This is a genomic window from Tsukamurella pulmonis, assembly GCF_900103175.1.
GTDB lineage: Bacteria > Actinomycetota > Actinomycetes > Mycobacteriales > Mycobacteriaceae > Tsukamurella > Tsukamurella pulmonis.
In genome coordinates this window covers 2523603-2548916 of the sequence record NZ_FNLF01000002.1, presented here as the reverse complement: position 1 = coordinate 2548916, position 25314 = coordinate 2523603, and the positions used below count along the sequence as shown (strand labels likewise).

The 25314-nt window shown below is 70.2% G+C and carries 28 protein-coding genes; 16 read left to right on the top strand and 12 right to left on the bottom strand.

What is annotated here, in order from left to right:
* Positions 1-23: 23 nt before the first annotated feature.
* From BLQ62_RS12525 to BLQ62_RS12515, 3 genes are read right to left on the bottom strand one after another with little or no spacing between them, the layout of a single operon-like run.
* Entirely contained in the window at positions 24-1628 is a 1605-nt protein-coding gene (locus tag BLQ62_RS12525) for a phytoene desaturase family protein (RefSeq protein ID WP_068567495.1), read from the bottom strand.
* Positions 1625-3196, bottom strand: a complete 1572-nt coding sequence (locus BLQ62_RS12520) for a flavin-containing monooxygenase (protein ID WP_068567494.1) — start codon at positions 3194-3196, stop codon at positions 1625-1627. Before BLQ62_RS12520 ends, BLQ62_RS12525 begins: the two co-directional genes overlap by 4 nt.
* Before the next feature lie 12 nt (positions 3197-3208).
* A complete protein-coding gene (locus BLQ62_RS12515) occupies positions 3209-4012 on the bottom strand; it encodes an SDR family oxidoreductase (RefSeq protein WP_068567493.1) in 804 nt (267 codons plus the stop codon).
* Positions 4013-4201: 189 nt separating this feature from the next.
* Between BLQ62_RS12515 and BLQ62_RS12510 the strand changes: the two genes are divergently transcribed.
* Positions 4202-5164, top strand: a complete 963-nt coding sequence (locus BLQ62_RS12510) for an AraC family transcriptional regulator (protein WP_068567492.1) — start codon at positions 4202-4204, stop codon at positions 5162-5164.
* 51 nt (positions 5165-5215) lie between these two features.
* Positions 5216-5842, top strand: coding sequence for a LysE family translocator (locus BLQ62_RS12505; RefSeq protein WP_068567490.1), 627 nt, complete (start codon positions 5216-5218; stop codon positions 5840-5842).
* A 56-nt stretch (positions 5843-5898) separates the two neighbouring features.
* Here BLQ62_RS12505 and BLQ62_RS12500 read toward each other — a convergent pair whose 3' ends face one another.
* From BLQ62_RS12500 to BLQ62_RS12490, 3 genes are read right to left on the bottom strand one after another with little or no spacing between them, the layout of a single operon-like run.
* Positions 5899-6777 (bottom strand): 3-hydroxyacyl-CoA dehydrogenase family protein, encoded by an 879-nt coding sequence (locus BLQ62_RS12500; protein ID WP_068567488.1) that lies wholly within the window; start codon positions 6775-6777, stop codon positions 5899-5901.
* The gene (locus tag BLQ62_RS12495; protein ID WP_068567486.1) at positions 6774-7703 is read right to left on the bottom strand and encodes a hypothetical protein; all 930 of its coding nucleotides are present in this window, start codon (positions 7701-7703) and stop codon (positions 6774-6776) included. Before BLQ62_RS12495 ends, BLQ62_RS12500 begins: the two co-directional genes overlap by 4 nt.
* A 41-nt stretch (positions 7704-7744) precedes the next feature.
* Complete coding sequence (locus BLQ62_RS12490; RefSeq protein ID WP_068567484.1) at positions 7745-8407, bottom strand: GntR family transcriptional regulator; 663 nt, start codon at positions 8405-8407, stop codon at positions 7745-7747.
* A 139-nt stretch (positions 8408-8546) separates the two neighbouring features.
* Between BLQ62_RS12490 and BLQ62_RS12485 the strand changes: the two genes are divergently transcribed.
* From BLQ62_RS12485 to BLQ62_RS12470, 4 genes are all read left to right on the top strand, one after another.
* A complete protein-coding gene (locus BLQ62_RS12485) occupies positions 8547-9890 on the top strand; it encodes an MFS transporter (RefSeq protein WP_068534307.1) in 1344 nt (447 codons plus the stop codon).
* Positions 9877-11418: a 5-oxoprolinase subunit B/C family protein gene (locus BLQ62_RS12480; RefSeq protein WP_068567483.1), complete on the top strand. Its 1542-nt coding sequence runs from the start codon at positions 9877-9879 to the stop codon at positions 11416-11418. Before BLQ62_RS12485 ends, BLQ62_RS12480 begins: the two co-directional genes overlap by 14 nt.
* Positions 11419-11525: 107 nt before the next feature.
* Entirely contained in the window at positions 11526-12218 is a 693-nt protein-coding gene (locus tag BLQ62_RS12475) for an LGFP repeat-containing protein (RefSeq protein ID WP_068567690.1), read from the top strand.
* A gap of 10 nt (positions 12219-12228) precedes the next feature.
* Complete coding sequence (locus BLQ62_RS12470; RefSeq protein ID WP_068534311.1) at positions 12229-12516, top strand: DUF1905 domain-containing protein; 288 nt, start codon at positions 12229-12231, stop codon at positions 12514-12516.
* A gap of 26 nt (positions 12517-12542) precedes the next feature.
* Here the strand turns inward: BLQ62_RS12470 and BLQ62_RS12465 are convergent, their stop codons facing one another.
* Positions 12543-13199, bottom strand: a complete 657-nt coding sequence (locus tag BLQ62_RS12465) for an MBL fold metallo-hydrolase (RefSeq protein WP_068567482.1) — start codon at positions 13197-13199, stop codon at positions 12543-12545.
* 50 nt (positions 13200-13249) lie between these two features.
* Positions 13250-13954: a DUF998 domain-containing protein gene (locus tag BLQ62_RS12460; RefSeq protein ID WP_068567481.1), complete on the bottom strand. Its 705-nt coding sequence runs from the start codon at positions 13952-13954 to the stop codon at positions 13250-13252.
* A gap of 111 nt (positions 13955-14065) precedes the next feature.
* Between BLQ62_RS12460 and BLQ62_RS12455 the strand changes: the two genes are divergently transcribed.
* Positions 14066-14335 carry a DUF7218 family protein gene (locus BLQ62_RS12455; protein WP_068534321.1) on the top strand — a complete coding sequence of 90 codons (270 nt, stop codon included), beginning with the start codon at positions 14066-14068 and terminating at the stop codon, positions 14333-14335.
* A 57-nt stretch (positions 14336-14392) separates the two neighbouring features.
* On the opposite strand, the gene BLQ62_RS12450 is transcribed toward BLQ62_RS12455, so the two are convergent.
* Positions 14393-15892 (bottom strand): flavin-containing monooxygenase, encoded by a 1500-nt coding sequence (locus BLQ62_RS12450; RefSeq protein WP_068567689.1) that lies wholly within the window; start codon positions 15890-15892, stop codon positions 14393-14395.
* Between the two features lie 125 nt (positions 15893-16017).
* On the bottom strand, positions 16018-16263 hold the full coding sequence (locus BLQ62_RS23850; protein ID WP_160126316.1) for a hypothetical protein: 246 nt from the start codon (positions 16261-16263) through the stop codon (positions 16018-16020).
* A 34-nt stretch (positions 16264-16297) separates the two neighbouring features.
* Between BLQ62_RS23850 and BLQ62_RS12445 the strand changes: the two genes are divergently transcribed.
* Positions 16298-17041 (top strand): EamA family transporter, encoded by a 744-nt coding sequence (locus BLQ62_RS12445; protein WP_160126317.1) that lies wholly within the window; start codon positions 16298-16300, stop codon positions 17039-17041.
* 36 nt (positions 17042-17077) lie between these two features.
* On the opposite strand, the gene BLQ62_RS12440 is transcribed toward BLQ62_RS12445, so the two are convergent.
* Positions 17078-17431, bottom strand: coding sequence for an Rv2640c family ArsR-like transcriptional regulator (locus BLQ62_RS12440; protein WP_068567687.1), 354 nt, complete (start codon positions 17429-17431; stop codon positions 17078-17080).
* Between the two features lie 103 nt (positions 17432-17534).
* On the opposite strand from BLQ62_RS12440, the gene BLQ62_RS23845 reads away from it, so the two are divergent.
* From BLQ62_RS23845 to BLQ62_RS23345, 7 genes are all read left to right on the top strand, one after another.
* Positions 17535-17690: a hypothetical protein gene (locus BLQ62_RS23845; RefSeq protein ID WP_156483203.1), complete on the top strand. Its 156-nt coding sequence runs from the start codon at positions 17535-17537 to the stop codon at positions 17688-17690.
* The gene (arsB, locus tag BLQ62_RS12435; protein ID WP_068567476.1) at positions 17687-18793 is read left to right on the top strand and encodes an ACR3 family arsenite efflux transporter; all 1107 of its coding nucleotides are present in this window, start codon (positions 17687-17689) and stop codon (positions 18791-18793) included. The genes BLQ62_RS23845 and arsB overlap by 4 nt, the downstream gene beginning before the upstream one ends.
* Positions 18793-19215, top strand: a complete 423-nt coding sequence (locus BLQ62_RS12430) for an arsenate-mycothiol transferase ArsC (RefSeq protein ID WP_068567474.1) — start codon at positions 18793-18795, stop codon at positions 19213-19215. The genes arsB and BLQ62_RS12430 overlap by 1 nt, the downstream gene beginning before the upstream one ends.
* A gap of 359 nt (positions 19216-19574) precedes the next feature.
* A complete protein-coding gene (locus tag BLQ62_RS12425) occupies positions 19575-20354 on the top strand; it encodes a TnsA-like heteromeric transposase endonuclease subunit (RefSeq protein ID WP_231857683.1) in 780 nt (259 codons plus the stop codon).
* On the top strand, positions 20351-22420 hold the full coding sequence (locus BLQ62_RS12420; RefSeq protein WP_068567467.1) for a Mu transposase C-terminal domain-containing protein: 2070 nt from the start codon (positions 20351-20353) through the stop codon (positions 22418-22420). Before BLQ62_RS12425 ends, BLQ62_RS12420 begins: the two co-directional genes overlap by 4 nt.
* Entirely contained in the window at positions 22411-23436 is a 1026-nt protein-coding gene (locus tag BLQ62_RS12415; protein WP_068567466.1) for an ATP-binding protein, read from the top strand. The genes BLQ62_RS12420 and BLQ62_RS12415 overlap by 10 nt, the downstream gene beginning before the upstream one ends.
* The gene (locus BLQ62_RS23345; RefSeq protein ID WP_139184196.1) at positions 23433-24278 is read left to right on the top strand and encodes a hypothetical protein; all 846 of its coding nucleotides are present in this window, start codon (positions 23433-23435) and stop codon (positions 24276-24278) included. The genes BLQ62_RS12415 and BLQ62_RS23345 overlap by 4 nt, the downstream gene beginning before the upstream one ends.
* Before the next feature lie 45 nt (positions 24279-24323).
* On the opposite strand, the gene BLQ62_RS12405 is transcribed toward BLQ62_RS23345, so the two are convergent.
* Positions 24324-24677, bottom strand: a complete 354-nt coding sequence (locus BLQ62_RS12405; protein ID WP_068567464.1) for an Rv2640c family ArsR-like transcriptional regulator — start codon at positions 24675-24677, stop codon at positions 24324-24326.
* A gap of 96 nt (positions 24678-24773) precedes the next feature.
* On the opposite strand from BLQ62_RS12405, the gene BLQ62_RS12400 reads away from it, so the two are divergent.
* Complete coding sequence (locus tag BLQ62_RS12400) at positions 24774-25238, top strand: ArsI/CadI family heavy metal resistance metalloenzyme (RefSeq protein WP_231857682.1); 465 nt, start codon at positions 24774-24776, stop codon at positions 25236-25238.
* Positions 25239-25314 lie beyond the last annotated feature (76 nt).

The window sequence follows — 25314 nt, the reverse complement described above, 5'->3', positions numbered from 1 at the left end:
CGCCCCCCTTCTTCGTGGTGCGATCAGCGGCCGAGCAGGCGCCGCACGCGGGTCAGGGCACCGTCGTCGCGCCGGAGGAGCTCCTGCGCGACGAGGTGACCGGAGCCGCCGCCGAGGCCCGGCCCCGGATGCGTGGCCGCCCCGATGTGCCAGAGGCCGTCGACGGCGGTGCGATGCCGCGCGGTCAGCGGCCCCGGGCGCCAGAAGATGTTCTGGTCCAGCTCTGCCGCACCGCAGTACGGGTCGCCCCGCACGGCGTTGGGGTTCGCCGCTGCCAGGTCGACGGGGCTGATCGCGCTGACCGCGAGGACGGCGTCGCGCGTGCCGGGCGCCGCCTCCTCGACGAGGCCGAGGACCCGGTCGACGTAGCCGGCGACCAGCTCGTCGGTCCAGCCCGCGGACGTGTCGAGCTCGCCCGCCGCGTCGCCGACGGGCGCGAACGGGAGCTCCTGCAGCTGCAGCCACAGCATGCCGCGGCCCGCGGGGACCCGGCTGGGATCGATGAGTGCCTGCTGCCCGACGACCACCGTCGGACGAGCCGGCAGGAGTCCGGCCTCGGCCTGTGCGCACGCGACGCCGACCGTGTCCGAGCCGCCGGTGAGGTGCACCAGCGGTGCGCCGTCGAGCGCAGGATCGGACCACTGCAGCGGCGCGTCCAGCGCGACGTGCACCTGCATCGCGGCCCGGCCGTACTGGTAGCCGCGCGCCTCGGCGCGGACCGACTCGGGGACGGCCGATTCCGGCAACAGATCGCAGTACAGGGCCGTCGGGGTGACGGACGCGAGGACCGCCTGCCGCGCGTCGATCCGGCGCCGTCCGACCATCACGCCCGCGGCGCGTCCGCCCTCGACCAGGATCCGGTCGACCGGCGCCCCGGTCAGGACCTCGACGCCCCGCTCGGCGAGCAGCGCGGCGAACGCGTCGAGGAAGGCGCGCTGTCCGCCGACCGCGACGGGCAGGCCGGCGCCGTGCATCGTCGCGGCGAAGACGGGGATCATGAGCCCGCCCGACGCGCTGTCGGGGCTCAGGCCCGCGTGCAGCAGCCACGGCGCCCACAGCTGGTCCACCTCGGGGCCCTCGAACGTCCTTCGGCCCCAGCGGCGCCCGCTGGCGGCGGCGTCGCGCACCCACCCCTCGGTGCGGCCCAGGCCGCGGCGCAGCATCGCCGCCGCGTGCCCCAGCACGCCCGGCGCGCGGGTCTCGTTGCCGAGGAGGCCGCCGATGACGTCGAGGTCCCCGCCGATCCGGTCGAGCATCGCCAGGTAGGCGGTCCGGTCCCGCGCCGAGAACTGCTCGACGGTGCGCGCGGGGTCCCGGTGCGCGACCACGGCGCGGCCGTCGCCGGAGACGGATCCGGTGACGGCGTCGTCGGCGTTCGCGTACTCCAGGCCGTGGCGGTGCAGGTCCGCACCGAGCGCGGCGTAGGCGCCGCCGGTCACGAACAGGGGATGCCACGACGAGTAGGTGTCGTGCAGGAAGCCGGGCAGCGTGAGCTCGTCGCTCGCGAGGAAGCCGCCCAGCCGGTCGGCCGCCTCGATGAGGCACACCGACCGGCCGGACCCGGCGAGCTCGGCGGCGGCGACGAGGCCGTTGATGCCGGACCCGATGACGACGACATCGGCCGTCACGCGACGCGCCTCGGGCTCGCCCCGGATCGTGCCGCGTCCGCCGCCGGGCGGGGACGACGGGCGAGCAGGCGCTGCGTCACCCAGCGGTAGTCCGCGGGCTTCGGCGGCAGCAGCCACTCGCGCACCCGCTGGCGCCGCGGCAGTCGCAGGCCCATCTCCTCGATGATCTCGTCGATGTTGTGCATCGAGAACGGGATCAGGTTGGTGCCGCGGGCGTGGTGGCCCTCGGTGCGGTCGCGCATCCACCGCAACCGCGCCGACACCTGGTCGCGCCGCGCTGGCACGGCCGGGAGCCGCGCCGCGCCGTCGAGGACGTGCGCGACGTACAGCGACGCCATCTCGGCGGACAGGGGCGAGAAGAAGGACGAGTTGTAGCCGACGAAGGCCAGGCCGGGCACCTCGTGCGGGAGGATGAAGCGGTAGAGCTCGAAATCGCCGTTCGCGTCGGTCAGCCGGGCCTGGACGTCGGCGTCGAGGAAGGGCACGTCCTGCCGCCATCCGGTGGCCGCGATGACGACGTCGGCCGGCACCGTCGAGCCGTCGGACAGGCGCGCCGCCGGGCGGCCGTCCTCGACCAGCAGCTCCGTGATCTCCGTGTCGCGGCGCACCGCGAGGCTGCCGTCCTGTACCGCCTCGAAGAAGCCCTCGCTGACCAGGCTCACGGTGCTGCGGGCGATGCGCTCGAAGTCCCCGTCCGGGACCAGGCCGTGCTCCTTGAGCCGCAGTTGCTTCGTCGCGACGGCCTGCAGGCTCGCGAGCATGCTGTTGCGCACCGGCTTGCCGGCGCCGTGCAGGAAGGCCTCCACGCCGCGCAGCCGCTGGTACTCGAAGAGCGCCTCGCCGAGGCGGGTGAGCATGAGGAACTTGTAGTTGACGGCGCCGCCGAGGTGACGCGGCATCTTCCACAGCAGCTTCCGCGCGATCACCGTCGCGCTGGCGGTGACGGGTGCGATGGCGGACGCGACGTCGCAGGCGGACTTGCCGTAGCCGACGACGAGCACGTCGCGGCCGGCGACCTCGTCGAGTTCATGCACGTCGCCGGGCGCGCAGACCCGCCCGCCCGCGGCCTCGAAGGCCTCCCGACCCGGCCATCCCGGGATCGAGGGGGCCGAGAAGATGCCGTTGGCACCCACGAGGTAGTCGTAGACCTCGGTGCTCACGCCCTGCGGTCCCTCCGCGGTCACCGACCAGGTCACGGGGCGCAGGGCGGGATCCGCGGTGACGTCGCCCGACGGCGCACCGTCGGGTTCGTTCAGCGTGGCGGCGATGACGTTGGTGGACAACCGGAACCGGTCGCGCAGTCCGAACCGGTCGACGTAGGCGTCGAGGTACTCCTGGACCTGGGCGCCCTCGAGCCACTGCGGGTAGTGCCGCGGCATCGCGAGGTCGGACAGGCAGTACGTGCCCTTGTTGTTCTGGGTCCGCAGGCCCGGGTAGCGGCGCGAGGCGCTCCAGACGCCGCCGATGTCGGGGGCCTTCTCGTAGACGGTGACGTCGTGGCCGAACTGGGTGAGGACCTTGGCTGCGGAGACTCCGGCGAAGCCGGCTCCGATCACGGCGATGCGCATGGCTGTGTTCTCCTACTCGGTGCCCGCGGGGGCCAACAGGGGGATCGCGGGGGCGGCCTGTTCCGGCCCCATCGCGGAGTAGCCGCCGTCGGCGGCCCAGTCGGCGCCGGTCACCACGGACGCGGCGTCGGAGCACAGGAAGGCGACCACGCGGCCGACCTCCACCGGGTCGGCGACGCGGCCCGTCAGGTGGAAGGGGGCGGCGACGGCGTCGGTGTGCGCGCGGTCGTGCTCGGAGACGGTGTCCATGATCTTCGACCAGACCCAACCGGGGCTGACCGAGTTCACCCGGATCCGGTCGGCCGCGTAGTCCATCGCCATGGACCGGGTGATCTGCACCAGCGCCGCCTTGCACGCGGGGTAGACCCACCGACCCGTCTGCGCCACCGAGCTGGAGATCGACGTGAAGTTCACGATCGCCCCGCGCCCGCTCGCGGCGAGCGCGGGTCGCGCCGTCGCCGCGACGCGGACGGCGCTCGCGACGTTGACGTCGAAGGCCGTCAACCAGTCGGCGCGGGCGGTGTCGGCGCCGTCGTCGAGGTAGGTGCACGCGAGGTTCACGACGACGTCGAGCCCGCCGTGGTCCCGCACGGTCGCGGAGACGAGGTCCGCGACCTGCGCGTCGTCGGTGATGTCCGTGGTCCGCACGATCACGCGGTCGCCGAGGCGGTCGGCGATCGCGCGTGCGCCGTCGGCGTCGACGTCCGCGACGATCACCGTCGCGCCCTCCGCGTGCAGCGCCTCGACCACGCCGTGGCCCACCAGGGTCGCCCCACCGGTCACGATCGCTGTACGCCCGTCCAGATTTCCCGTCATGCCTCCACCTCGCGTCGGTTCCGTGGCGCCGTTCGGGCGCCGATGGGTCCGGACGGTAGTGACGCAGGTCATAGCGCTGCTATCCGCTGCGACGCGGGCGCTATCCAGATCGCGGTATTGCGCCTGCTTGACGACAGGCAGGAATGCAGCACATGATGGTGACGTGATCCACGCCACAGGGAGGTGCCCGTGACCGCTCCGACGGTGCTGCGGACGCGGGACGTCGACCTCGCCCGGGCGCGGGTGGCCGACTTCTTCTGCGACCACCGGCTCGATCCGGTGGGACGCGCCCACGCCATCGACATGCGGCTGCGCATCGACACCGTCGGATCGATGGGCCTGGTGCACCTCGACTACGGCGAGCCCGTCCAGATCCGGCCCGGACCACTGGCCACCTTCTACCTGGTACAGATCCCGCTCGCGGGCCGAGCGCTGGTGGAGCACGGCGTCGCGCGCGTGCAGTCCACGCCGCACCTCGCCACGGTGCTGTCGCCGACGTCGCCGACGGTGATGACCTGGCAGCGCGGCAATCCCCAGCTGTGCGTGCGGCTGCGGCGCAGCACCATCGACCGGGAGCTGATGCGGCGCCTCGGCCGTGAGATCACCGCACCCCTGCGATTCGACGTCGGCATGGATCTGCGCCGGCCCGAGGTGGCCTCCTGGGTGCGGATGGTGCGGTTCCTCGCCGACGAGGCGCTGCGCGGCGCGTCGTCCGTCGGCGGGGCCGACTGCTCCGAGTACCTCGCCCGCGGTGTGGTCAACCAGCTCCTCGACGTGCAGCCCCACAACTACAGCGCCGCGCTCGCCTCGGCCGCCGACGGTGCGGCCACCCTCGGCTCACGCATGCTCACGCTCGTCGACGACCACCTCGCGGACCCGCTCGGACCCGGCTGGCTCGCGGAGCGCCTGCGGGTCAGCGTCCGGGCCCTGCGCGAGGCGTGCCGATCCGAGCTCGACTCGACGCCCACGGCTGTGGTCAAGGAACGGCGGCTGCTCGCGGCCCGGGCCCGTCTGCTCGACGCCATGCATCCGGGGCGCACGGTCACCGATGTCGCGCTGAGCGTGGGACTGACCCATCTCGGCCGGTTCGCCGTCGACTACCGGGTGCGGTTCGGGGAGTCGCCGAGCGAGACGGCGGCGGCGCAGGCGTGAGCCGGCACGGCTGACTTCCGGGTAGCCCGGCGCGCCTGCTTAGATCATCGAATGCTCGTCGCCCTGCTCTCGTTCACCGCCGCCGCGGCGCTCATCGTGGTGCTGCCGGGACCGGACACCCTCGTCGTGGTGCGCGGCGTCGTCCAGGGCGGAAGGGCCGCCGGCCTGCGGACCGGCCTGGGCGTGTTGAGCGGCCTCGTGGTGTGGGTGCTCGCGGCGGTCCTCGGGCTCTCGGCCTTGCTCAAGGCGAGTGAATACGGCTACACCGCGCTGAAGTTCCTCGGCGCGGCCTACCTGATCTTCATGGGCGTCCAATCGCTGCGCGCCGTGGTCCGCGGATCGGCGCTGGGCGACGTGCCCCCATCGGTGGCGGAGACCTCCTGGCGGACCGGCGGATTCACCGCCGGCTTCCTCACCGACGTGCTCAACCCGAAGATCGGCGTGCTGTTCGTGAGTCTGCTCCCGGGGTTCGTGCCGACGGGATACTCGGTGACGTGGACGACGCTGGCCCTCGGCGGCGTCTACATCGCGTTGAGCGCCCTGTACTGCGGCGTCCTCATCGCCGCGGCGGGCACCGTCACGCGCTGGATGCGCACTCCGCGGACCCGGCGCGTGCTCGACGGCGTCGCCGGTGTCGCGCTCATCGGTTTCGGCGCGAAGCTCGTCACCGAGCGCTGACCGCCGGTCCCGGCGTGCGCGCCAGCTCCCGGCGGCCGACAGGTCGTGCGCGGCCCTCAGGCCTCCGGCGACGACGGATAGCGGTAGAAGCCCTCGCCCGTCTTGACGCCGAGCTTGCCGGCGTCGACGTACTCGTGCAGCACGCGTCGCGGACCCTCCGGCAGATGCGGGTTCTCGGCCGCGTAGTGGTCCTCGATGTCGAGCACCACGTCCAGTCCGACGCTGTCCATCATCTGGAACGGACCGACCGGCATGTGCCAGTTGAGCCGGAACATCCCGTCCACGTCCTCCGGCCGGGCCACGCCCTCGGCGACCACGGCCAGCGACTCGCGCTTGATGGCCGCCCACACCCGGTTGAAGATGAATCCCGTGCTCTCCCTGCGTGCTTCGAACGGGTGCACGTCGAACTCGGGGAGCACGGCCAGCAGGGTGTCGATCACGTCCCGTGCGGTCTCGCCGTCCGACATCACGTCCGCGGCGTTCGCGGTGGGCGGCATGTAGAAGTGCAGGTTGCACAGGCGGCTCTTGTCGCGGACGTTCTCGCTCATCAGCCTCGAGGCGTACGACGAGGAGTTCGTCGTGAAGATCGCGTCCGCCGGTGCGGCGGCGTCGATCTCGCCCCACAGCGGGATCTTGATGTCGAGGCGCTCCGGCACCGCTTCGACGACCAGCCAGACGTCGGCGAGGGTGGCCCCGAGGTCGGCGCCCACGACGGCGCGCCCCGCCTCGCCGGAGCCGCGTCGCGCGAGGAGTTCCGGCAGGGTGCTCGCCACGTAGTCGACCGCCGCGCAGGCCTGCTCGGCGTTCGGGTCGTGGATGCGGACCTCGCCGCCGCGGCCTGCGAACATGAGCGCGATCCGGCGGCCGAGCGTGCCGGCACCGATCACGGCGACGGGGCGGTGGCGGACGTCGTCGAAGGAGAAGGAGTAGGTCATCGGAGGTTCCGTTCGTCGGTGGGGGTGATGGTGGGGACGCCGGCGATCCCGGACACCGGGGTGCCGAGGTCCGCGAGGACATCGGGTGCGCCGCCGGTGAGTGGCACGCGCCAGATCCGGCCCCCCAGATCGGAGACGTAGGCGAGGTCGGCGGCGGCATCGACCGCCAAGCCGATCGCCTCGGCGAAGCCGCGGGCGAGGATCTCCGGCGGCGCGCCGCGCTCGCCGGGCCGGGGGAGCGCGGCGCGGTTGAGCGAGTTGCCGTCGGGGTCGGCGCCGCGGTCGGTCCAGTACAGGGTGTCCCCGACGATCTCGAGGTCGATCGGCTCGGGCAGGCCGTCCCACAGCGTCTCGATGTCGGGGCGGTCCTGCGCGGTCGCGCCGGCGGGCAGGTCGAGACCGGTGCGCAGGATCCGGCCGCGACCACCCTTCGCCGGCCCCTTCTGGGTCCAGTACAGGTGGCCGCGCCCGGGATCGACCGCGACCCCGACGCATTCGGCGAGCCGATCGGGCGCGGGGGCGTTGACGACGTGGTCGCGCAGATCGGTGCCGTCGGTGCGGACCGAGCTGACGCGCAGGCCCTCGCGATCGCCCCAGAACAGCCGCCCCGCACCGTCGGACGTGAGCTGCTTGCCGGTGGTGATGGCACCGTCCCGCAGCGTGTCGCGGGCGTCCCCGCCGTCGGGAAGCATCGAGTGCAGGCCGCCGGTGCGGGCCGAGTAGTCGAGCCCCTCCTCGCCGGGACGCTCCCGGTCCACGACGGGTCGCCCCATCGTGGTCCAGTGGATCCTTCCGCCCGCGACGACGACTCCGTCGGGGCTCGCGCCGACGGGCCCCGTGTGCAGGATCCGGGTCGCACCGTCGGGGAGGGAGACGCGGACGATCGTCCCGGCGCGGATGCCGAGCGCAATTATTGCTTCGAACATGGAATTGATTCTACGGCGGCGACCGCGGCGGGAGTGGGGTCTCAGGGTGTGACGTTCGAGACTCGCTGCGCCCCGAAGATCGTCTCCTCCGAGCGGTGCAGGTACTCCTCGAGGAGTGCGGCGGCGCCCTCGCCGTCGCCGCTCTCGAAGGCGTCGAGGATCGCGACGTTGTCGTCGAGGAACGGGGCGTGCAGAACCTCCGGGTCCGCGATCGCGCCGAAGGCCAGGCGCAGCTCGGCGAGCATCGAGGTGACGAGGGCGTCGAGCCGGGGGCTGTCGCTGAGGCCGACGATCGCACGGTGGAACTCGAGGTCCGCGGTGCCGACGCGTTGCCAGTCGTCCGCCCCGGCGGCGGCCCGTGCGGTGGCGACCGCGTCGCGCATGCGGATCGTCGCCGGGTGGGTGGGTGCGGCGTTGCGCAACGACGGGGGCTCGACGGTGCGTCGCACCAGGTAGATGTCCCGGACGGACGCGCGCGTGGGCGTCGTGACGCGCGCGCCGCGGTTCGCCTCGTGCACGATCAGGCCCTCCTGCGCGAGAATGCGCAGCGATTCCCGCAGTGTGTTGCGCGAGACGCCGAGTTCGGCCGCCAGGCGCTCCTCGCGCAACGGATCGCCCGGACGCAGGGCGCCTTCGACGATCGCGCGACGCAGATCGCCGGTCGCTTCGCTCGCGGCGTGCCCGCGCTGTCGTCCCGTGCTCACGGTGCGAGTGTACGAAGCTCCGCGCGATTTGTTGAACAAAGTGGGCCACTCCGCGTGACAGATTGTTCAACAATTGCTTATGGTGTGGATCACACGCCACTGTTCCCGCGCCGCGACGACCCGAGCGAAGAGAGACCGCATGCCCACCACCACGCCCGACGGGGCGGCCACGCGCCGATCCAGCGCCATCAAGGCCTACATCGCGAGCCTGACCGGAACCTCGCTCGAGTACTACGACTTCGCCCTGTACTCCGTGGCGTCCGCCCTGGTCTTCCCGCACGTCTTCTTCCCCGCCGAGGACCCGTTCATCGGACTCCTGCTGTCCTTCTCGACCTTCGCGGTCGGCTACTTCGCCCGCCCCATCGGCGGCGTCGTCTTCGGCCGTCTCGGCGATCGCATCGGACGCAAGAACGTCCTGGTCGCGACGCTGCTCCTGATCGGCGTCGCAACGGTGCTGATCGGCGTGCTCCCGAGCTACGGCACGATCGGCGTGATCGCCCCGACGATCCTGGTGCTGCTGCGCTTCGCGCAGGGCGTCGGTGTCGGCGGCGAATGGGGCGGCGCGGTACTGCTCTCGAGTGAGTTCGGCGACCCGCGTAAGCGCGGCTTCTGGGCCTCCGCGGCGCAGATCGGTGTGCCCGTCGGCAACCTGCTCGCCAACGGTGTGCTCGCTCTGGTCGCGGCTCTGCTCTCCGAGGACGCCTTCCGCGACTGGGGCTGGCGCATCGGCTTCCTGCTCTCCGCGGTGCTCGTCGTCTTCGGGCTCCTCATCCGGCTCCGGCTCGAGGAGACGCCCGTCTTCCAGGCGATCGCCGAACGTGCCGAGCAACCCGAGGCCCCGATCTCCGAGGTGCTCCGCGGCCATCCGCGCGCCCTGCTGGCCGCCGCGCTCTCGCGCATCTGCCCCGACGTGCTGTACTCCCTGCTCACCGTCTTCCTGGCCAGCTACGCGACCAAGGAGCTCGACTTCCCCACGAGCCACGTCCTGACCGCGGTGCTCACCGGTTCGGCCGTGCAGATCGTGGTCATGCCGCTCGCCGGCTCGCTCACGGACCGGTTCAATCGGCGTCTCGTCTACGGCATCGGCGCGGTCCTCACCGCCGCGTGGGTGCCGGTGCTGTTCCTGATGATCCAGTCCGGAAGTCGCGTACTGCTGACCCTCGGGGTGGTCGTCGGCATGTCGCTGCACGCGCTGATGTACGGCCCGCAGGCGGCGTTCATCACCGAGCAGTTCCCCGCCCGCCTGCGCTACGCCGGCAGCTCGCTCGCGTACACCTTCGCCGGTGTCGTCGGCGGCGGCATGGCGCCGCTCATCTTCACCGTGCTCTTCCGCTGGACCGATTCGTGGGTGATCATCGCGGGATACGTCGCGGTCACCGCCGTCGCGACCGTCGGAGGAGTGCTCATCGGCCGGGATCCCGCCCCGGAGGAGGAGTTCGAGCTGCTCGCCGACGCCCCGGACGGTGTCGATGTTCCCCGCTGACGTCCGGCCCCTCGGCACCCGCGCCGTGCGGGTGCGGGTCGCGTCCGGCACCGTCGAGGCGCTGCGCGCCGCCCTGGCGGCCGAGCCCTTGCCCGGGCAGCGCGAGCTCATCGCCGGAGGCGACAGCGTCACCGTCTTCTTCGACGACGCCGGGGCCGCCGCGGGGGAGCGCCGGCTCCGCGCGATGACGCCGCCGCAGGCGCAGCGGACCGACGGCCCGCTCGTCGAGATCGACGTGGTCTACGACGGGGAGGACCTGGCCGACGTGGCCGAGCAACTCGGCACCGATCCCGACGGCGTGGTCAGGATGCACACCGAACGGTCCTGGCACGTGGGCTTCCTCGGTTTCGCACCGGGCTTCGCCTACCTGCGCTCCGCCGAGCCCGGGCCCACGATCGCCCGCCGCGCCGCGCCGCGCGTGCGGGTGCCTGCGGGATCGGTGGGGCTCGCCGGGGATTACAGCGCCGTCTACCCGCGCACCTCGCCCGGCGGCTGGCAGCTCATCGGCCGCACCGACGCCGCGCTCTGGTCGCTCGACCGCGATCCGCCCGCACTCCTCGTCCCCGGGACGCGGGTGCGATTCACCGCGGTCCGCGGGCGCGTCAGCGTCCCGGCGTCGGTCGCTCCTGCCGCGCCGCCGCCTCGACCCGAGCGGGGCCTCGTCATCCGGGAACCCGGGATGCAGAGCCTCATCGAGGATCTGGGGCGGCCCGGCCGCGCGGGGATCGGCGTGACCCGCTCGGGCGCCGCGGACCGGGGCGCGCTCCGCCTGGCCAACCGGCTCGTCGGCAACCCCGACGGGGCGGCCGGGATCGAGAACGCCGGGGGCGGAATCGAACTCGTGGCCGCGGGGGAGCAGGTCCTCGCGGTGACGGGTGCCGACGTACCGCTCGTCGTGGAATCCCCGGACGGGCACTGGCGCACCGTCGAACGGGGCCGTCCGTTCGGCCTCGACGACGGTGACCTGCTCGAGGTGGGGCCCGCGAGCGCCGGGCTGCGCGTGGTGATCGCCGTTCGCGGCGGTATCGACGCGCCCGCGGTCCTGGGCAGCCGGAGCACCGACACGCTCGCCCACCTCGGACCGCCCCCGATCGCCGCCGGCGACGTTCTCGCGGTGGGCCGCGCGCCCCGGGCCGCCGTCGGCGCGCCGGTCCCGGTTCCGACGGTGCCGGCCCCCGGCGTTCCGGCCGTGCTCGCCGTCGTTCCCGGCCCGGACGCCGACCTGTTCCCCGACGCTGCCTGGCAGCACCTGCTCGACGCCGCGTGGGAGGTCACGCCGAACAGTGATCGCGTCGGCGTGCGCCTGACCGGGCCGCCCCTCGCGCGGGCGGACGGCGAGGTGCAGAGCCAGGCGATGATCCCGGGCGCGATCCAGGTGCCGCACTCGGGTGAGCCGGTGGTCTTCCTGGTCGATCATCCGACCACCGGGGGCTATCCCGTGCTCGCGGTGGTGGCCGAGCGCCATCTCGATCGGCTGGCCCAGCTGCCGCTCGGCGCCCCGGTGCGCTTCGTGCGCGATGAGGCCTGATCCGTCGGGGGTCGCCGGTTCGTCAAAGCGGTGAACCGGGGCTGGTCGCTGTGGTTATGTCGTGGTGGATGTTCGCCCACCTGCACCGAATCGCCACGGAAGGACCCATGCGGAACACCACGACTCGACGGATCATCGGCCTCGTCGCCGGCCTCGCGGCCGCGTCCCTGCTGGTCGCCGGCTGCGGCACCGACGGCGGTGACAGCGCTGCCGGCACCTCGACGACGGCGGCGACGCTCAGCGGGGCGGCGGGCGGTACGTCGCCGACGACCGCGACGTCGGCCCGTACCTCGGCCGGGGCTTCCGCCTCGTCGGGGGTGGCGAGCTCGTCCGCGAAGGCGCCGGCCGGTGCGGTGACCGTCCAGGGCGCCGACGGGAGCGAGGTAACGCTGAGCGGCCCGATCGCCGTCAAGTACACGCGCGCCACCGCGGCCCAGCGGGCCGCCCTCGGCGTGGTTCTCACGGGCGACCACAACGCCGGGACACGGGAGAGCGGGCTGATCTACCAGCAGTTCAAGGGCGGTGTCATCACCGCTGCGAACGCCGACGCGGGCACGCCCGCGTACATCACCTGGGGGCGCATCCGTGATGCCTGGAACATCGAGCGCGGCCCTGACGGTAGGCCCTCCCAGGACGGCATGAACGGGTCCGCCGGTCCGCTCGGCGCCGTGACCAGCGACGAGACCACCACGGGCACGGTTAAGCAGACCACGTTCGCGCACGGGAAGATCACCTTCGACACCCGGACCGGGAAGGTCGAGGTGACCGTCAACGGCAAGGTCGTCCCGGCCGGTCTCTAGGAGGACGAGCATGGCCGATACCGCAGGGCCGATCGACATCACGTTCACCGCCGTCCTCGGCAAGGTGCGCGAGGGCGACACGTGGACGTGCGTGCAGTTGCCGGACTCCGCCGAGATCTTCGGCACCCGCGGCCTCGTCAAGGTCGCCGGCACCGTCGACGGCGTGCCCTTCACCTCCTCGTTCATGGCGCTCGGCGACGGGACGCACAAGCTCCCCGTGGCCGCGGCGATCCGTCGCCGGATCGGCAAGACCGATGGCGACGAGGTCGAGGTGCACCTGACGGATCGGCTGAACTGACGCGGGCTCGTCGTCGGGCCGGCTGCTCAGCGGGCGAGAACGCCCGTCGCGAGCCGCTCGGCCGTCTCGGCGACGGTGCGACGCCAGTTCGCGGGGTCGACGGTGTGGGCGCCGTGCTCGCCCGCGAAGGCGCTCGAGGCCACGAGATCGGGCTCGAGTCCGCCGAGCACCTCAAGGCTGGCGAGCAACTGGGCGCCATCGCTCATACCGGGAAGGTAGCCGGCGTTCCAGCGCCCGTCGGCACCGCGGTAGAGCGTGTCCCCGGTGAACAGGTAGCGCGCACCGTCGGACCCGGTGACCAGGAAGGACGTGCTCCCGGGGGTATGACCGGGGGTCGGGATCACTTCGACACCGTTCGCGTCGATGCCGCGGCCGGCGAGAAGGACGCCGGGGGTGGCGTGCTCCGCGACGCCCGGGAGGTCGCCCTCGGGGGCGTGCAGGACGGCGCCGAACCGCGCGGCGATCGCACGGAGTATCGGACCGGCCTCGTCCTGATGGCTGAGGTACTGGTGGGCGATGCCGCCGTGCTCGGCGAGGGTGTCGAAGTCCGCCGCGTCGCCTGGGGAGTAGAACAGGACGTTGCCGCCGCTCGGCGGGGTCCAGAGGTAGGCGTGGGTGGTCAGCCCCGGAAAGGGCGAGTACGTCGGGGTCTCGAGCAGGTCGGGACGGATCGGGGTGAGCATCGGGTGTCCTCTCGTCGGGGTGTCTCCGACGCTAGGACCTCGATAATGGTTCAGGTCAAGGGGCGTCTGCCGGATCGCGCCCGGAGCGCGAACGTGAGCAGCACGACGCCCAGGGCGCAGCGCCACCACACGAACGGGTCGATCGCCGCGCGCTCGGTACCACCGGCGCCGAGCGGGTTCGCCCACGGGATGACCAGTGCGGCAAGGCCCGAGACGGCGATGCAGGCCACGGTGGCCACTGCGAGCCGCGGTCGCGAGCGGAGCAGGAGGAGGGCGGCGAGCCCCATCAGGGCCATCCCGCTGACGTGCTCGGTGTACGCGGCGATCGGGTGCACGACGATCCGTGCGCGGGGCCCGTCGGGGAACTCGCCGGCGCTCCCCGGGAAGAGTCCCACGCACGCCAGGGCGATGCCGTTGACCGCCGCGAGCGCGACCGCGACGGTTCCCCAGCGCCGGGGAAGCAGCGGGCGCACCGCGACCGCCCCCGCGATGCCGAGTGTGCCGACCACCACGAACGTCGTGTTCATGACCGGATGCCACGGCGAGCACACGAAGCGGTCCGCAACGGCGAGGCCGCCGTCGCGACGGAGGTCGCCGAGGCACTCCGGGACACCCAGGTCGCTGATCATGTTGCCGGTCCAGCTGTACGGCCGCGGCCAGCGCGCCGCGACGACCACCTCTGCGACGAAATAGCCGACAGAGGCGAGGAAGAGCGATCCGGCGAGCACGGACCGGCGCGTGCTCACCGTCGTCATCGGGCGCGCCGAGGGGAGCGAGGAAATATTTAGCCGCATTCAGTATTTCTACGCGACAATGGCCGTTGCACGCTGTGGTGTGCATCTCGATCGGGGCGTACGGTCGACATCATGGCGAAGAGGACTCCCGGACCGTCGGTGAAGGACGGTGAACTGTACGAAGAGCTCCGCGATCAGGGTGACTCGAAGGAGAAGGCGGCGCGGATCGCGAACGCCGCGGCGAACCGGGGGCGATCCGCGGTCGGTGCCGCCGGCGGTCGCTCGCCCTCGTACGAGGACTGGACCGTCGACGAGCTCAAGGCGCGAGCCAAGGAGTTGGGCCTGTCCGGCTATTCGTCGAAACGCAAGGGCGAACTGATCGACGCACTTCGTCACCACTGAGGACGACGATCTCGCCGTTGAGGACGCGGTTCGTCGTGGGCCTCCTGTCGCTGCGTGTCAGTCGGCGAAGGCGTAGTCGGAGAGAGGGAATCGGCGGCTCTGCCAGGTCGCTTCGACGGTGGTGGACGCGCGGAACGGGACGTCGCCCTGCTTGGTGAAGTAGTAGCTGTTCGCGCCGCCGCACGTCGGATCCGAGAAGACCTGCCGGTGTTTCCGGGCGAGGATCGATTCCATGTACCGCTCCTGTGCCCGTTCCGTGACCTCGGCGGTGGCCGCCGTGCGGCGCCGGGCCTCGTCGAGCACCCGCACGATGTGGGCGGCGTTGTTCTCGACCAGCGTGAAGAAGGAGGCGCCGTTGTACCCGTACGGCCCGAACACGGTGAAGAAGTTCGGGAAGCCTGCGGTGGCGACGCCCTGGTAGGAGTGGAAACGCTCGGCCTCCCAGTGCTCGGCGAGGTCCGTGCCGTCGGCGGTCACCAGGCGGTAGGTGGGCAGCGCGTCCTTGTCGGTGACCTTGAACCCGGTCGCCAGGATCAACACGTCGAGCGGGTGCTCCGTGCCGTCGGCGGTGCGGACGCCGGTGGGCGTGACCGCGTCGATCGTCGTGGTTTCGAGCGTGACGTTCGGCCGGTTGAAGGTCGACAGGTACGAGTTGTGGAAGCTGGGTCGCTTGCAGCCGAGCGCGTACCGGGGCGTGAGTGCGTCCCGGGTCCGCGGATCGTCGACCTGGGAGCGGATGTAGGCGCGCGCGCCGACCTCGAGGGCCTCGGTGCCGGGGATCCAACTGTGGAAGTGGGCGAGTACGGGGAAGGTCGCCTCGACGAAGGCCTGGCTGGCCAGGCGGGCGACCCGGCGGGCGCCCGGAACCACCGACAGCCCCGCGCGACCGGCCCGGCCCAGGGGGAAGTCGGGCTTCGGCAGGCACCAGATCGGCGTGCGCTGGAAGACGGTCAGGTGGGCGGTGCGCTCGGCGATTTCGGGGATGACCTGCACGGCCGTCGCGCCGGTACCGATGATGCCGACGCGTTTGCCGTCGGTGGTGACGTCGTGGCGCCACCTGCTGGTGTGCATGGTCTCGCCCGTGAACGAGTCGATGCCCTCGATCTCCGGGAACTTCGGCTGGCTGAGCGGGCCGCCGGCGTGGATCAGCCACCGCGCGCTCGTGCGGCCCGAGCTGGTCTCGATCGACCACAGGGCGGTGTCCCCGTCGAACGACGCCTCCCGCACCCGGGTGCCGAACCGCAGGCGCGGCCCCAGGCTGTACTCGTCGACGATCTGCTCGGCGTAGGCCCGCAGTTCCCGGCCGGGTGCGTAGCTGCGCGACCACGTCGCGCGCTGGGCGAACGAGAACTGGTAGCTGAACGACGGGATGTCCACCGCCACACCGGGATAAGTGTTCCAGTGCCAGGTGCCGCCGGGTCCGCTCGCGTCGTCGAGCAGCACCACGTCGTCGAATCCGGCCTTCGCGAGGGCGATCGCGGTGCCGAGGCCGGAGAAACCGGCGCCGACGATGACGATCTCGTAGTACGGATCGAGGGGGAGCGGGGCATCGGGCATGGTCACGACTCATTTCGGATACGGGGCGTATTCGCGTACCGACTGTATCCCCAGTGTGACCTCGATGCCGCGATTCGCGGGGCATCGAGGCGGTGTAAGGGTCGCGCCGGAGTGTGTGGACCATGTCACACAACTGTTTCGGCTAAGTAACGATAGTCTTGGGATGTCGCCACCGATCGCGGGTGTTCGGTGGAAATCGAAGCCAGGGAGGTGTCGTTCGCCATGCGCTTGCGCAGCCACTGGGAGTCCTCGTCCACGATGCTCGTGAGTGCGGTGAGTACGCAGGCCTCGTCGGCCTTGTCGCTGCAGACCTTCAGCCGGGCCGGTCCCGCTCCGGCGTCCGGCCTGCGGATGGCGGGGGCGGCGGTCATGATGTGCGCCTTGACCAGACCGAACCTTCGCCGGGTGACTGTGCGGGAGTGGTCGGCGATCATCGCCTTCGGGGTCGTCATGGCGGTGATGAACCTCTGTCTGTACCAGGCCATCGACCGGCTCCCACTCGGCGTGGCGGTGACCCTGGACTTCCTCGGCCCGTGCAGTCTCGCGTTCGTCATGGCCAAGCGCTGGCGGGAGCGGTGCTGCGCGCCGATCGCGCTGCTCGGTGTCGTGCTGATCGCGGGTCAGGGGAGCGGCGTCAACCTCGTCGGTGTCGCGTTCGGGCTGGGCGCGGGCCTCTGCTTCGCCGGTTACGCCGTTCTGGCCGAGCGCGTCGGGCGTCAGCAGCAGCCGTTGTCGAGGTTGGCGCTCGCGGTGACGATCGCGGCCGCGACGACGGCGCCGTGGTCACTGCGCGCCCTGGGGGAGCTGAATGCGCGGACCGTAGGGCTGTTGCTGGCGGCGGCCTTCTTCGGCGTCGTCGTCTCGTACACGTGCGATGCCATCGCCGCGGCGCGGGCGTCGGCGGCGCTGATCGCGCTGTTGTTCGGGCTCGACCCCGCTGTCGGCGCGATCGTCGGCACCGTCTTCCTGCATCAGAGTCTCGGTGTTCCGGCCGTCGTCGGGATGGTGCTGGTGGTGGGTGCCGGCGTCGCCGTCAGCTGGATGGCGGCGACGGACACCCGGCGTGCGCGGGGCGGTGAGGTCGCGCCCGCCACTGTGGGGGCGACCTCGTCGGACGCCGCGATCGACGGGGTGCTGGAGGCTCGCTGACGCGCCGCGTTCCACGTCCTGCCCGGCCCGTCGGGCTCAGCAGCAGTCCGGATCGAGAACCTTGCAGAGCGCTGTCAGCGCTTCGCGGCGCGGCGTGTGGTGCATGCTCATGCCCTGCCGCTCGGAAGCGATGAAGCCCGCGGTGCGCAGCTGGCCCAGGTGGTGGCTCACGGTCGATTCGGCGAGGTTCACCGCGGCTGCGAGGGAGCTCGTCGTGCAGGGTTCGCCGCAGGTGAACAGCAGCGACAACAGTTTGACGCGGACCGGGTCCGCGAGGGCTTTCAGGCGCAGTGCCACGTCGAGTGCGGCGACGTCGTCGGCGGTTGTCGCAGCGACGGGCGCGCAGCAGACCGGATCGCTCATGTCGATCATGGGCAGCGTCTTGGGCATGGCGGCGAGCATACGCACTATCTTGACATATGTCGAAGAGGTGCAGTAGAACTGAGTCGGCAAGAGATTCGACATACATCGCACAGCTTCGGAGGTGATCATCGTGTGCCGCACGCAGCCCACTCGCAGCGTCGGTGCGTCGATCACCCTCTGCTCCACGCTGATCGGCGTCGGTCCGGCGAAGGTCGAGCCCGGCTACGCGGATCTCGCGGTCGAGCGACTCGCCACCACCGCCGTGTGCGACTGCGGTCCGCAGTGACTGCGCCGGCCGCGGACGTGGAGGCGGGAGGGAGGCTGTCGACGCTCGATCGGCTCCTTCCCGTGTGGGTCGGGGTGGCGATGGCCCTGGGACTGCTTCTCGGCCGGATGGTCCCCGGCCTGAACGCCGCGCTCGAGAAGATCCAGATCGACGGGATCTCCCTGCCGATCGCGCTCGGTCTGCTGATCATGATGTACCCGGTGCTCGCGAAGGTCCGTTACGACCGCCTCGACACCGTCACCGGCGATCGCAAGCTTCTCGTGAGTTCGTTGGTGCTCAACTGGATCGTCGGCCCCGCGCTGATGTTCACGCTCGCCTGGCTGCTCCTGCCGGACCTGCCCGAGTACCGCACCGGCTTGATCATCGTCGGCTTGGCGCGCTGCATCGCGATGGTGATCATCTGGAACGACCTGGCCTGCGGCGACCGCGAGGCCGCCGCCGTCCTCGTAGCCCTGAACTCGGTGTTCCAGGTGATCATGTTCGCCGCTCTCGGCTGGTTCTACCTGTCGATCCTGCCGGGCCGGCTCGGCCTGGAGCAGACCGCGATCAGTGCCTCGCCCTGGCAGATCGCCGAGTCCGTGCTCATCTTCCTCGGTATCCCGCTGATCGCGGGGTACCTGTCGCGCAGGTTGGGGGAGAAGACGAAGGGGCGTGCGTGGTACGAGGGGACGTTCCTGCCGCGGATCGGCCCGTGGGCCCTGTACGGGCTGCTGTTCACCATCGTCGTCCTCTTCGCCCTCCAGGGGGAGCAGATCACTTCCCGGCCCTGGGACGTCGCACGGATCGCGCTGCCTCTCCTGGCGTACTTCGCGATCATGTGGGGCGGCGGGTATCTGCTCGGCGCGGCGATGGGCCTGGGGTACCAGCGGACCACCACGTTGGCTTTCACAGCGGCGGGCAACAACTTCGAGCTCGCGATCGCCGTCGCGATCGCCACCTACGGTGCGACGTCCGGCCAGGCGCTCTCCGGTGTCGTCGGCCCTCTGATCGAGGTGCCGGTCCTCGTTGCTCTCGTCTACGTGTCGCTGGCCCTGCGCAGGCGCTTCCCGCTCACCCCGCCCACTGCCGCCGCGAGCGGCGACGCGTCCAGGAGTGTGAACTGATGCCGGAGAGTCGAACCCGAGTGCCGAGCGTGTTGTTCGTGTGCGTGAGGAACGGCGGAAAGTCGCAGATGGCCGCCGGGTTGATGCGGCGGGCTGCGGGCGACACCGTCGCGGTGTACTCGGCCGGAACCGACCCGGGGACCGCGATCAACGCACTGTCGGCCGAGACCCTGGCGGAAGTCGGCATCGACATCACCGGCGAGGTCCCGACGCCGATCGACCCGGAGCTGCTGGCCCGCGTGGACCTCGTGGTCACCCTCGGCCGTGAAGCGGTCGTGCAGCCGCCGGCCGGGGTGCGTGTGGTCAGGTGGGGCACCGATGAACCCGCCGATCGCGGCATCGACGGGATCGAACGGATGCGCCTCATCCGTGACGACATCGCGACGCGGGTGGACGAGTTGATCGTCGAGCTGACCCGATAGGCGTCGTGGAACTTCGCGGCGGAACATCACTGCGCGACGGATCGATCGTCACCCAGTTCGTTCGGGGGCGCGGCCGGAGAGGCGCGCGCCTCCTCGTAATGTCATAATGTAGATTATCGGTGAATCTCGGTACTGCCGATATCGCGGTGTCGCGAAGCTTGCTCGGCCGTGCCGATGTCGGCGGCATACGTCCGGATGGTGTCCCTTCTCAGTGCAGTTGACGTATTCGCGGCCTAGTTGACGCATTGCAGTGGGCGCTCTCAACTAGTTGACGCATCTTCGGTGTTGTTCTCATCTTGTTGACGCATCGACCGGCGCGCCTGCGTTGCCCGGATCGCTCGATGTCCTAGCGTCGGCCTATGCAGGCACCGCAGCCTCTCGCCGCTCGTGATGATCGGTTGCCCGCTGCGGTGTCGGGTTCCGTCACAGTGACGTATATGTCGATCGCTGGGGTGGTGCAGCGAGACTCTCTCGCTGTGTTCGCTGCGATGGATGCGGTCAATTTGCTCAGTGTGCGCAAGCCGCGGTCGTTCAAGGGACAGCGGAATTTCACCGGCGAGTGGTGGTCGTCGACGATGGGTGACCACGTCGTCTTCGAGTCGTGGGTGGAGCGGGACTGGTTGATGCTGTTCGACCAGAATCCGGATGTGATCGAGATCGTCAGCCAGCCGCTCACGCTGGAGCTATCGGTCGGAGGTCGCACGAGGTCGCATACTCCTGATGTGCTCGTGCGGCGACGCGATGGATCGACGGCGGTAGTCGATGTTCGTCCGGATGGTCGTGTCGATGAGGACGCTGCTGCGGTGTTCGCCGCGACGCGCGACTGCTGCGTCGACGTCGGGTGGGACTACCTGCGGCTGGGTGTCCTTGACGTGGTGCACGCAGCGAATCTTCGATGGCTCGCGGGATACCGGCAACCGCGGTGCCGTGACGACTCGCTCGCGGCAGCGGCACTCACGGAATCGACCAATGGGCCGCTACCCATCGGCGTTCTCGCAGACCGCGTCGGTCCGCAGATCGCGGTGCTCCCGACGTTGTTTCATCTGATCTGGACGGGCGAGCTTAGTGCGCCGCTGGCCCGGCAGATTCTGGGGCTAGAGACCGTCGTGGCAGCTGCGGCGGGTGGCGGTGGTTCGTGAGAGCCGGCGATCGCCAGATCCGGGTCGGGAGCCGCGTGCGGTTCCGGGAGCTCGTGTACGACGTCGCAGGGACCGACGGGTCGTCGGTGTTTCTGGCGGGTACGAGCGGTGGCGCACCGTTGACGATTCTGGCGACTGATCTGCTAACGGATCGCACGTTCGCGCTGGAGTCAGTGATCGCCCGGCCGGTAGCGCCGCCGGCGTTGTTCGACCTGCTTCCCGACGACGTCAGGGATGCCGCGAGGGACCTCGAGGGCCACATCACCGAGGTACTCGACGGGGTGCCGGTAGGTGCGCCGCACGGTACCCGTCCGCGACCGGAGTACGACGTCGGGTCGACGACACTGCGCCAGCGTGAGATGGCGAAGGTCGCCGAGCTCGAGCGTGCTGGACAGCAGGCCATGACCCTGCGAATGTTTCAGCGTCGCCGCGTTGCCTACGAGGCGCAGGGCGTCCTCGGTCTTGTCGATCGCCGCCGGCTGCAGGCGAGCAACCCCGCGGGGCGAACCGACCCGAGGGTGATCGAGGCGCTGCAGCGTGTCCTGGAGGCGAATACGGACGGTTCCTCGGGAACCGTCGATCGGATCAGACGTGCGGTCGAGCGTGATCTGGCCGAGTACCACCCGGGTGAGACGGTGCCGATGCCGTCGATGCAGACGCTTTACCGGCTTCTGAAGAGGCTCGCTCAGGGCCGTCACGCGACGGGCTCGGCACGAACCCGGCGGACGTTGGCCAAGCAGCCCGACGGGCCGTTCAGCACGGTCACCGCGGTCCGCCCGGGCGAGGTGACCCAGATCGATTCCACTCCCCTCGACGTCGCGGTCATCCTCGACGACGGCGTGGTCGGGCGGGTTGAACTGACCGGTCTCGTCGACGTGGCGACCCGCACGATCGGCGCCGCCGTACTGCGGCCGACGACGAAGGCTGTCGATGCGGCGCTGCTGTTGGCGCGCGCGATGACACCGGAACCAATGCGCCCCGGGTGGTCTGAAGCGGTGAAGATGGCGCACTCAGCACTGCCGTATCACCACCTTGTCGAAATCGATGACCGGTTACGTGAGGCTGCAGCGCGACCAGTGATCGTGCCTGAGACTATCGTCTACGACCACGGGAAAGCGTTCTTGTCGGACACCTTCCGCTCTGCCTGCCGAACGCTCGGGATCAGCCTGCAACCGGCCCATGAGGACACTCCGACGGACAAGCCGATCGTTGAGCGCACGATCCAGTCTGTCGGCACCTTGTTCGCTCAACACGTTGCCGGCTACCTCGGCTCGTCTGTCGAACGCCGCGGCCGCGACGCCGAGCAGAACGCGGCATTCACCATGCTCGAGTTGCAGAACCTTCTCGACGAGTGGATCGTCACCGGGTGGCAGAACCGCCGTCACGACGGCCTCCGGGATCCGTTCGTGACCCGTGAGGTGATGTCACCCAACGAGAAGTACGCGGCGTTGCTGTCCGTGGCCGGATACGTGCCGGTGCCGCTGTCGGACGACGACTACATCCGACTGCTGCCAACCTGCACGCGGGTCATCAATTCGTACGGCATCAAGATCGACCATCGGGTGTACGACTGCGAGGCGCTCAACCCGCTCCGGGGCGAGAAGTCACGGATCAAGTCCCTTAACGGACGGTGGCTGGTGCACTACGACCCGTACGACGTCAGCCGCGTGTGGATCCGCACGCCCGACGACGACGCGTGGATCATTGCCTATTGGCGACAACTTCGGGCCGCGCCGCAGCCGTTCGGCCGTGACGCGTGGGAGCACGGCCGCAGGATCATCGCAGACCGTGGCGAACGCGTCACCGAGCAGGCGATCTCGGAAGCGGTCGACGATGTTCTCAACCGCGCCGCGGCGCCCGATCGAGCGCCGCGCAACGGCCGGCGCAAGCGACGAGACGCCCGTATCGCCGCACGTACCGCTGCTACCGCTGAAGCGCGAAGGCTGCCACTCCCCTCGTCTGGCACCGCGCCAGCGCCGATCTCTGACGAAGAAGATGACGAGGGCGCTGACGTCATCCCGCTGCCCGTTTTCGACCCCGAAAGGGAAGCAAAATCATGGTGGTAGCCGACGACGACGATCCCGGCGCGGAGAACCGCCGCCTTCCCACGGTGACCTTGGAGGGCTGGCGCCAGTTCGTCCAGGAGAAACCGGCGGCGCTGACGCTACTGCCACGACCTGCGGTGGACGCGATGGACGCCCCCGAGCGCGAGGCGTACGACGAGCGGCGCATTGCGTATCACTCTGAGCTCGTGGTCGTCGAAACTGCGCCGATGCGCGCGATCATCAACCGCGGCCGAATGCTGACCCTGCTCAACCAACGGGAGATCAGCGCGCGGAGATCACTCATTGTCGACGGGCCCTGGGCAAGCGGAAAGTCGACCACGATCAAGATGCTCGGCAAGGTGCACGAGCAGAGCGTGCGCCGCCGATGGCCGGGCCAGGACCGGATCCCTGTCGTCTACATCACCACCCCACCGAAGGGCTCGCCCCGCAAACTCGCCAGCGAATTCGCCCACTTCCTCGGCATCCCGAGCCGCGCTCGGTTCAACACCAGCGACATCGCCGACGCTGTGTGCCACGTCCTCACCGAAGCCCGTACGGACCTGGTGATCGTCGACGAGATCCACAACCTCAACCTCGCGACGAGCGCCGGCGAAGACATGTCCGACCACCTGAAATACTTCACCGAACACATGCCCGCGACGTTCATCTACGCCGGGATCAACGTCGAACGATCTGGGCTGTTCACAGGTGTCAGGGGCAAGCAGATCTCAGGCCGCTCGGTGCTCATGCGCACCGGCACCTTCGCCTGCGACGACGAATGGCGCGGACTCGTCGCTACCCTCGACAGCGCCCTGCGGCTCTATGACCACGCCCCGGGCACGCTCACCCGCAACGGGAAGTTTCTCCACCGCCGGACCGGCGGAAGCATCTCCAGCCTCTCGCAGCTCGTCCGCTCCGCGGCCCTGACCGCGATCATCACCGGCACCGAAGCGGTCACCCGCGCATTGCTCGAGGAGACGCCCGTCGACCACGCAGCGGAACAAATCACGCCACGCGACGAGCGCACGGCACAGTGATCTCCGGCAACCCGCTCCAGGTCGTCCGCCGACTGCCCCGGACGGTCAAACCGTTCCCCAACGAGGTCGTCTTCAGCTACCTGCACCGCCTCGAGCAGATCAACTGCTTCCCCAAGGGACTCCTACTGAGCCTGTCGATATCCGAAGATCGCCGTCAGACCGCGTTGCTCTCCACCTTGAGCGGATACTCGGCCCCCGTACTCCGATGCGCGTTACCGGAACTCGATGCGAAAACGACGCGGCTGCTGCCGGGCCACTGGTACACCTTCGCTCCGTGCTATCGCTGCGTCGCCCGCCGAGCACCCGGACAAACCGTCAACGCCTGGCACGCACACCCGGCTCGATTCTGTCCTCGACATCGCGTCTGGACCGGCAACGTGCGCTATCCCCTGCACACTGACCGCCGACCCGACATCAGCCGCGCCCACCACCGGTACCGCAGGCTCGTCGCACAATACGGCGCGGCCCCGACCCACACCGCCTTCCGCGACGCCGTCGAGATCATCACCTCCTGGTCCACGATGAACGTGCTGAACCTGCCACCCGATCAGGCCCTAGACCCGGCGCCGGCCGCGATCAGGGGGACGGTATCCCCACGCGAGATCTGGTCCACACGTATGGCCGCCCATTGCTATCCGGCGACTGTCGAGCTCACGCGACTGCTCGTTGACCCCACCTGGACTGCCCAGGCTCTGGCCTCACGAGCCTGGGCAGACGTCCGCCCCACCTTCGCGCACCTGGTGTCCGACAACTGCCGCCCCGAAGGGATGAGTGACCCACTCACTCTCTGGCGCAACGACATCAGACAGCGCACGCTCATCGCTGCTGCGCATGCGCCGTAGGCGATCCAAGAGCACCATGCGAAACGACCTGCGGCAGTGTCTCAATCAGCAGCAGGTGGCCAGCACGCCGCGGAGCGCTTCGAGCGCACCGGGTTCGGCGCGATAGAAAACGTTGACGCCGCGGCGCTCCGAGCTGACTAGGCCGGCCTTCTTGAGCTGCCCGAGATGATGGCTGACAGTCGCCGAGGAAAGGTTCACTGCCTCGGCGAGGTCGCCAGTGCTGACCTCCCCCGGGCGGGAGGCCATGAGAATCGAGATCAGCTGGATCCTCGCCGGATCGGCGAGGGCCTTGAGCCGCAACGCGAGCTCGAGCGCGGTGCCAGCGTCCATCACGCCGGCGGCGAGCGGGGCGCAGCAGATCGGGGCGCTGATATCGACCACGGGGAGCGTCTTGGGCATGATTCCAATCTACCCACTTGTTGACATATGTCAAAGTGTGGTCTAGAACTGAACCCGCACACCCTTTTGATATATATCTCAGCCTTGGAGGTTCTCATGTCCCGCGTCCAACTCGCCCTCAATGTCGACGATCTCGAGCAGTCGATCACGTTCTACACCAAGCTGTTCGGCACCGGCCCGGCCAAGGTCAAGCCCGGCTACGCCAACTTCGCCGTCGCCGACCCGGCGCTCAAGTTGGTGCTGCTGGAGAACCCCGGTCAGGGCGGCAGCATCAACCACCTCGGCGTCGAGGTCGACTCCAGCGAGAAGGTCCACTCCGAGATCGCCCGCCTCACCGACGAGCAGCTGTTCACCGAGGAGGAGATCGGCGCCACCTGTTGCTTCGCCACCCAGGACAAGGTCTGGGTCACCGCCCCCGACGCCGAACGCTGGGAGGTTTACACCGTCCTCGCTGACGCCGAGACCTTCAATGGTGAACCCTCTGCCGCCGAACCGACAGTAGCTCCTGCCGGCGGAGTCGCACGAATCGCACCGACTGCCTGCTGCACGCCCGGCAATTAGCAGTTCTCTGCGCGCGCCCGGCCGCCGCCGGTGAGGGCGCCAGGCTCGGGCGAGGCTGCCGCACTCCACGTAGTCG

What these genes read in the sequence shown, in the direction of transcription:
- BLQ62_RS12470 (WP_068534311.1), top strand. Translation starts at nt 12,229, where the DNA reads ATGGCCGATACCGCAGGGCCGATCGACATCACGTTCACCGCCGTCCTC.
- BLQ62_RS12455 (WP_068534321.1), top strand. Translation starts at nt 14,066, where the DNA reads ATGGCGAAGAGGACTCCCGGACCGTCGGTGAAGGACGGTGAACTGTAC.
- BLQ62_RS12400 (WP_231857682.1), top strand. Translation starts at nt 24,774, where the DNA reads ATGTCCCGCGTCCAACTCGCCCTCAATGTCGACGATCTCGAGCAGTCG.
- BLQ62_RS12430 (WP_068567474.1), top strand. Translation starts at nt 18,793, where the DNA reads ATGCCGGAGAGTCGAACCCGAGTGCCGAGCGTGTTGTTCGTGTGCGTG.
- BLQ62_RS12515 (WP_068567493.1), bottom strand. Translation starts at nt 4,012, where the DNA reads ATGACGGGAAATCTGGACGGGCGTACAGCGATCGTGACCGGTGGGGCG.
- BLQ62_RS12415 (WP_068567466.1), top strand. Translation starts at nt 22,411, where the DNA reads ATGGTGGTAGCCGACGACGACGATCCCGGCGCGGAGAACCGCCGCCTT.
- BLQ62_RS12495 (WP_068567486.1), bottom strand. Translation starts at nt 7,703, where the DNA reads ATGTTCGAAGCAATAATTGCGCTCGGCATCCGCGCCGGGACGATCGTC.
- BLQ62_RS12505 (WP_068567490.1), top strand. Translation starts at nt 5,216, where the DNA reads ATGCTCGTCGCCCTGCTCTCGTTCACCGCCGCCGCGGCGCTCATCGTG.
- BLQ62_RS12460 (WP_068567481.1), bottom strand. Translation starts at nt 13,954, where the DNA reads ATGACGACGGTGAGCACGCGCCGGTCCGTGCTCGCCGGATCGCTCTTC.
- BLQ62_RS12485 (WP_068534307.1), top strand. Translation starts at nt 8,547, where the DNA reads ATGCCCACCACCACGCCCGACGGGGCGGCCACGCGCCGATCCAGCGCC.
- BLQ62_RS12465 (WP_068567482.1), bottom strand. Translation starts at nt 13,199, where the DNA reads ATGCTCACCCCGATCCGTCCCGACCTGCTCGAGACCCCGACGTACTCG.
- BLQ62_RS12475 (WP_068567690.1), top strand. Translation starts at nt 11,526, where the DNA reads ATGCGGAACACCACGACTCGACGGATCATCGGCCTCGTCGCCGGCCTC.
- BLQ62_RS12405 (WP_068567464.1), bottom strand. Translation starts at nt 24,677, where the DNA reads ATGCCCAAGACGCTCCCCGTGGTCGATATCAGCGCCCCGATCTGCTGC.
- BLQ62_RS12500 (WP_068567488.1), bottom strand. Translation starts at nt 6,777, where the DNA reads ATGACCTACTCCTTCTCCTTCGACGACGTCCGCCACCGCCCCGTCGCC.
- BLQ62_RS12480 (WP_068567483.1), top strand. Translation starts at nt 9,877, where the DNA reads ATGTTCCCCGCTGACGTCCGGCCCCTCGGCACCCGCGCCGTGCGGGTG.
- BLQ62_RS12520 (WP_068567494.1), bottom strand. Translation starts at nt 3,196, where the DNA reads ATGCGCATCGCCGTGATCGGAGCCGGCTTCGCCGGAGTCTCCGCAGCC.
- BLQ62_RS23850 (WP_160126316.1), bottom strand. Translation starts at nt 16,263, where the DNA reads ATGACCGCCGCCCCCGCCATCCGCAGGCCGGACGCCGGAGCGGGACCG.
- BLQ62_RS12450 (WP_068567689.1), bottom strand. Translation starts at nt 15,892, where the DNA reads ATGCCCGATGCCCCGCTCCCCCTCGATCCGTACTACGAGATCGTCATC.
- BLQ62_RS12440 (WP_068567687.1), bottom strand. Translation starts at nt 17,431, where the DNA reads ATGCCCAAGACGCTGCCCATGATCGACATGAGCGATCCGGTCTGCTGC.
- BLQ62_RS12425 (WP_231857683.1), top strand. Translation starts at nt 19,575, where the DNA reads ATGCAGGCACCGCAGCCTCTCGCCGCTCGTGATGATCGGTTGCCCGCT.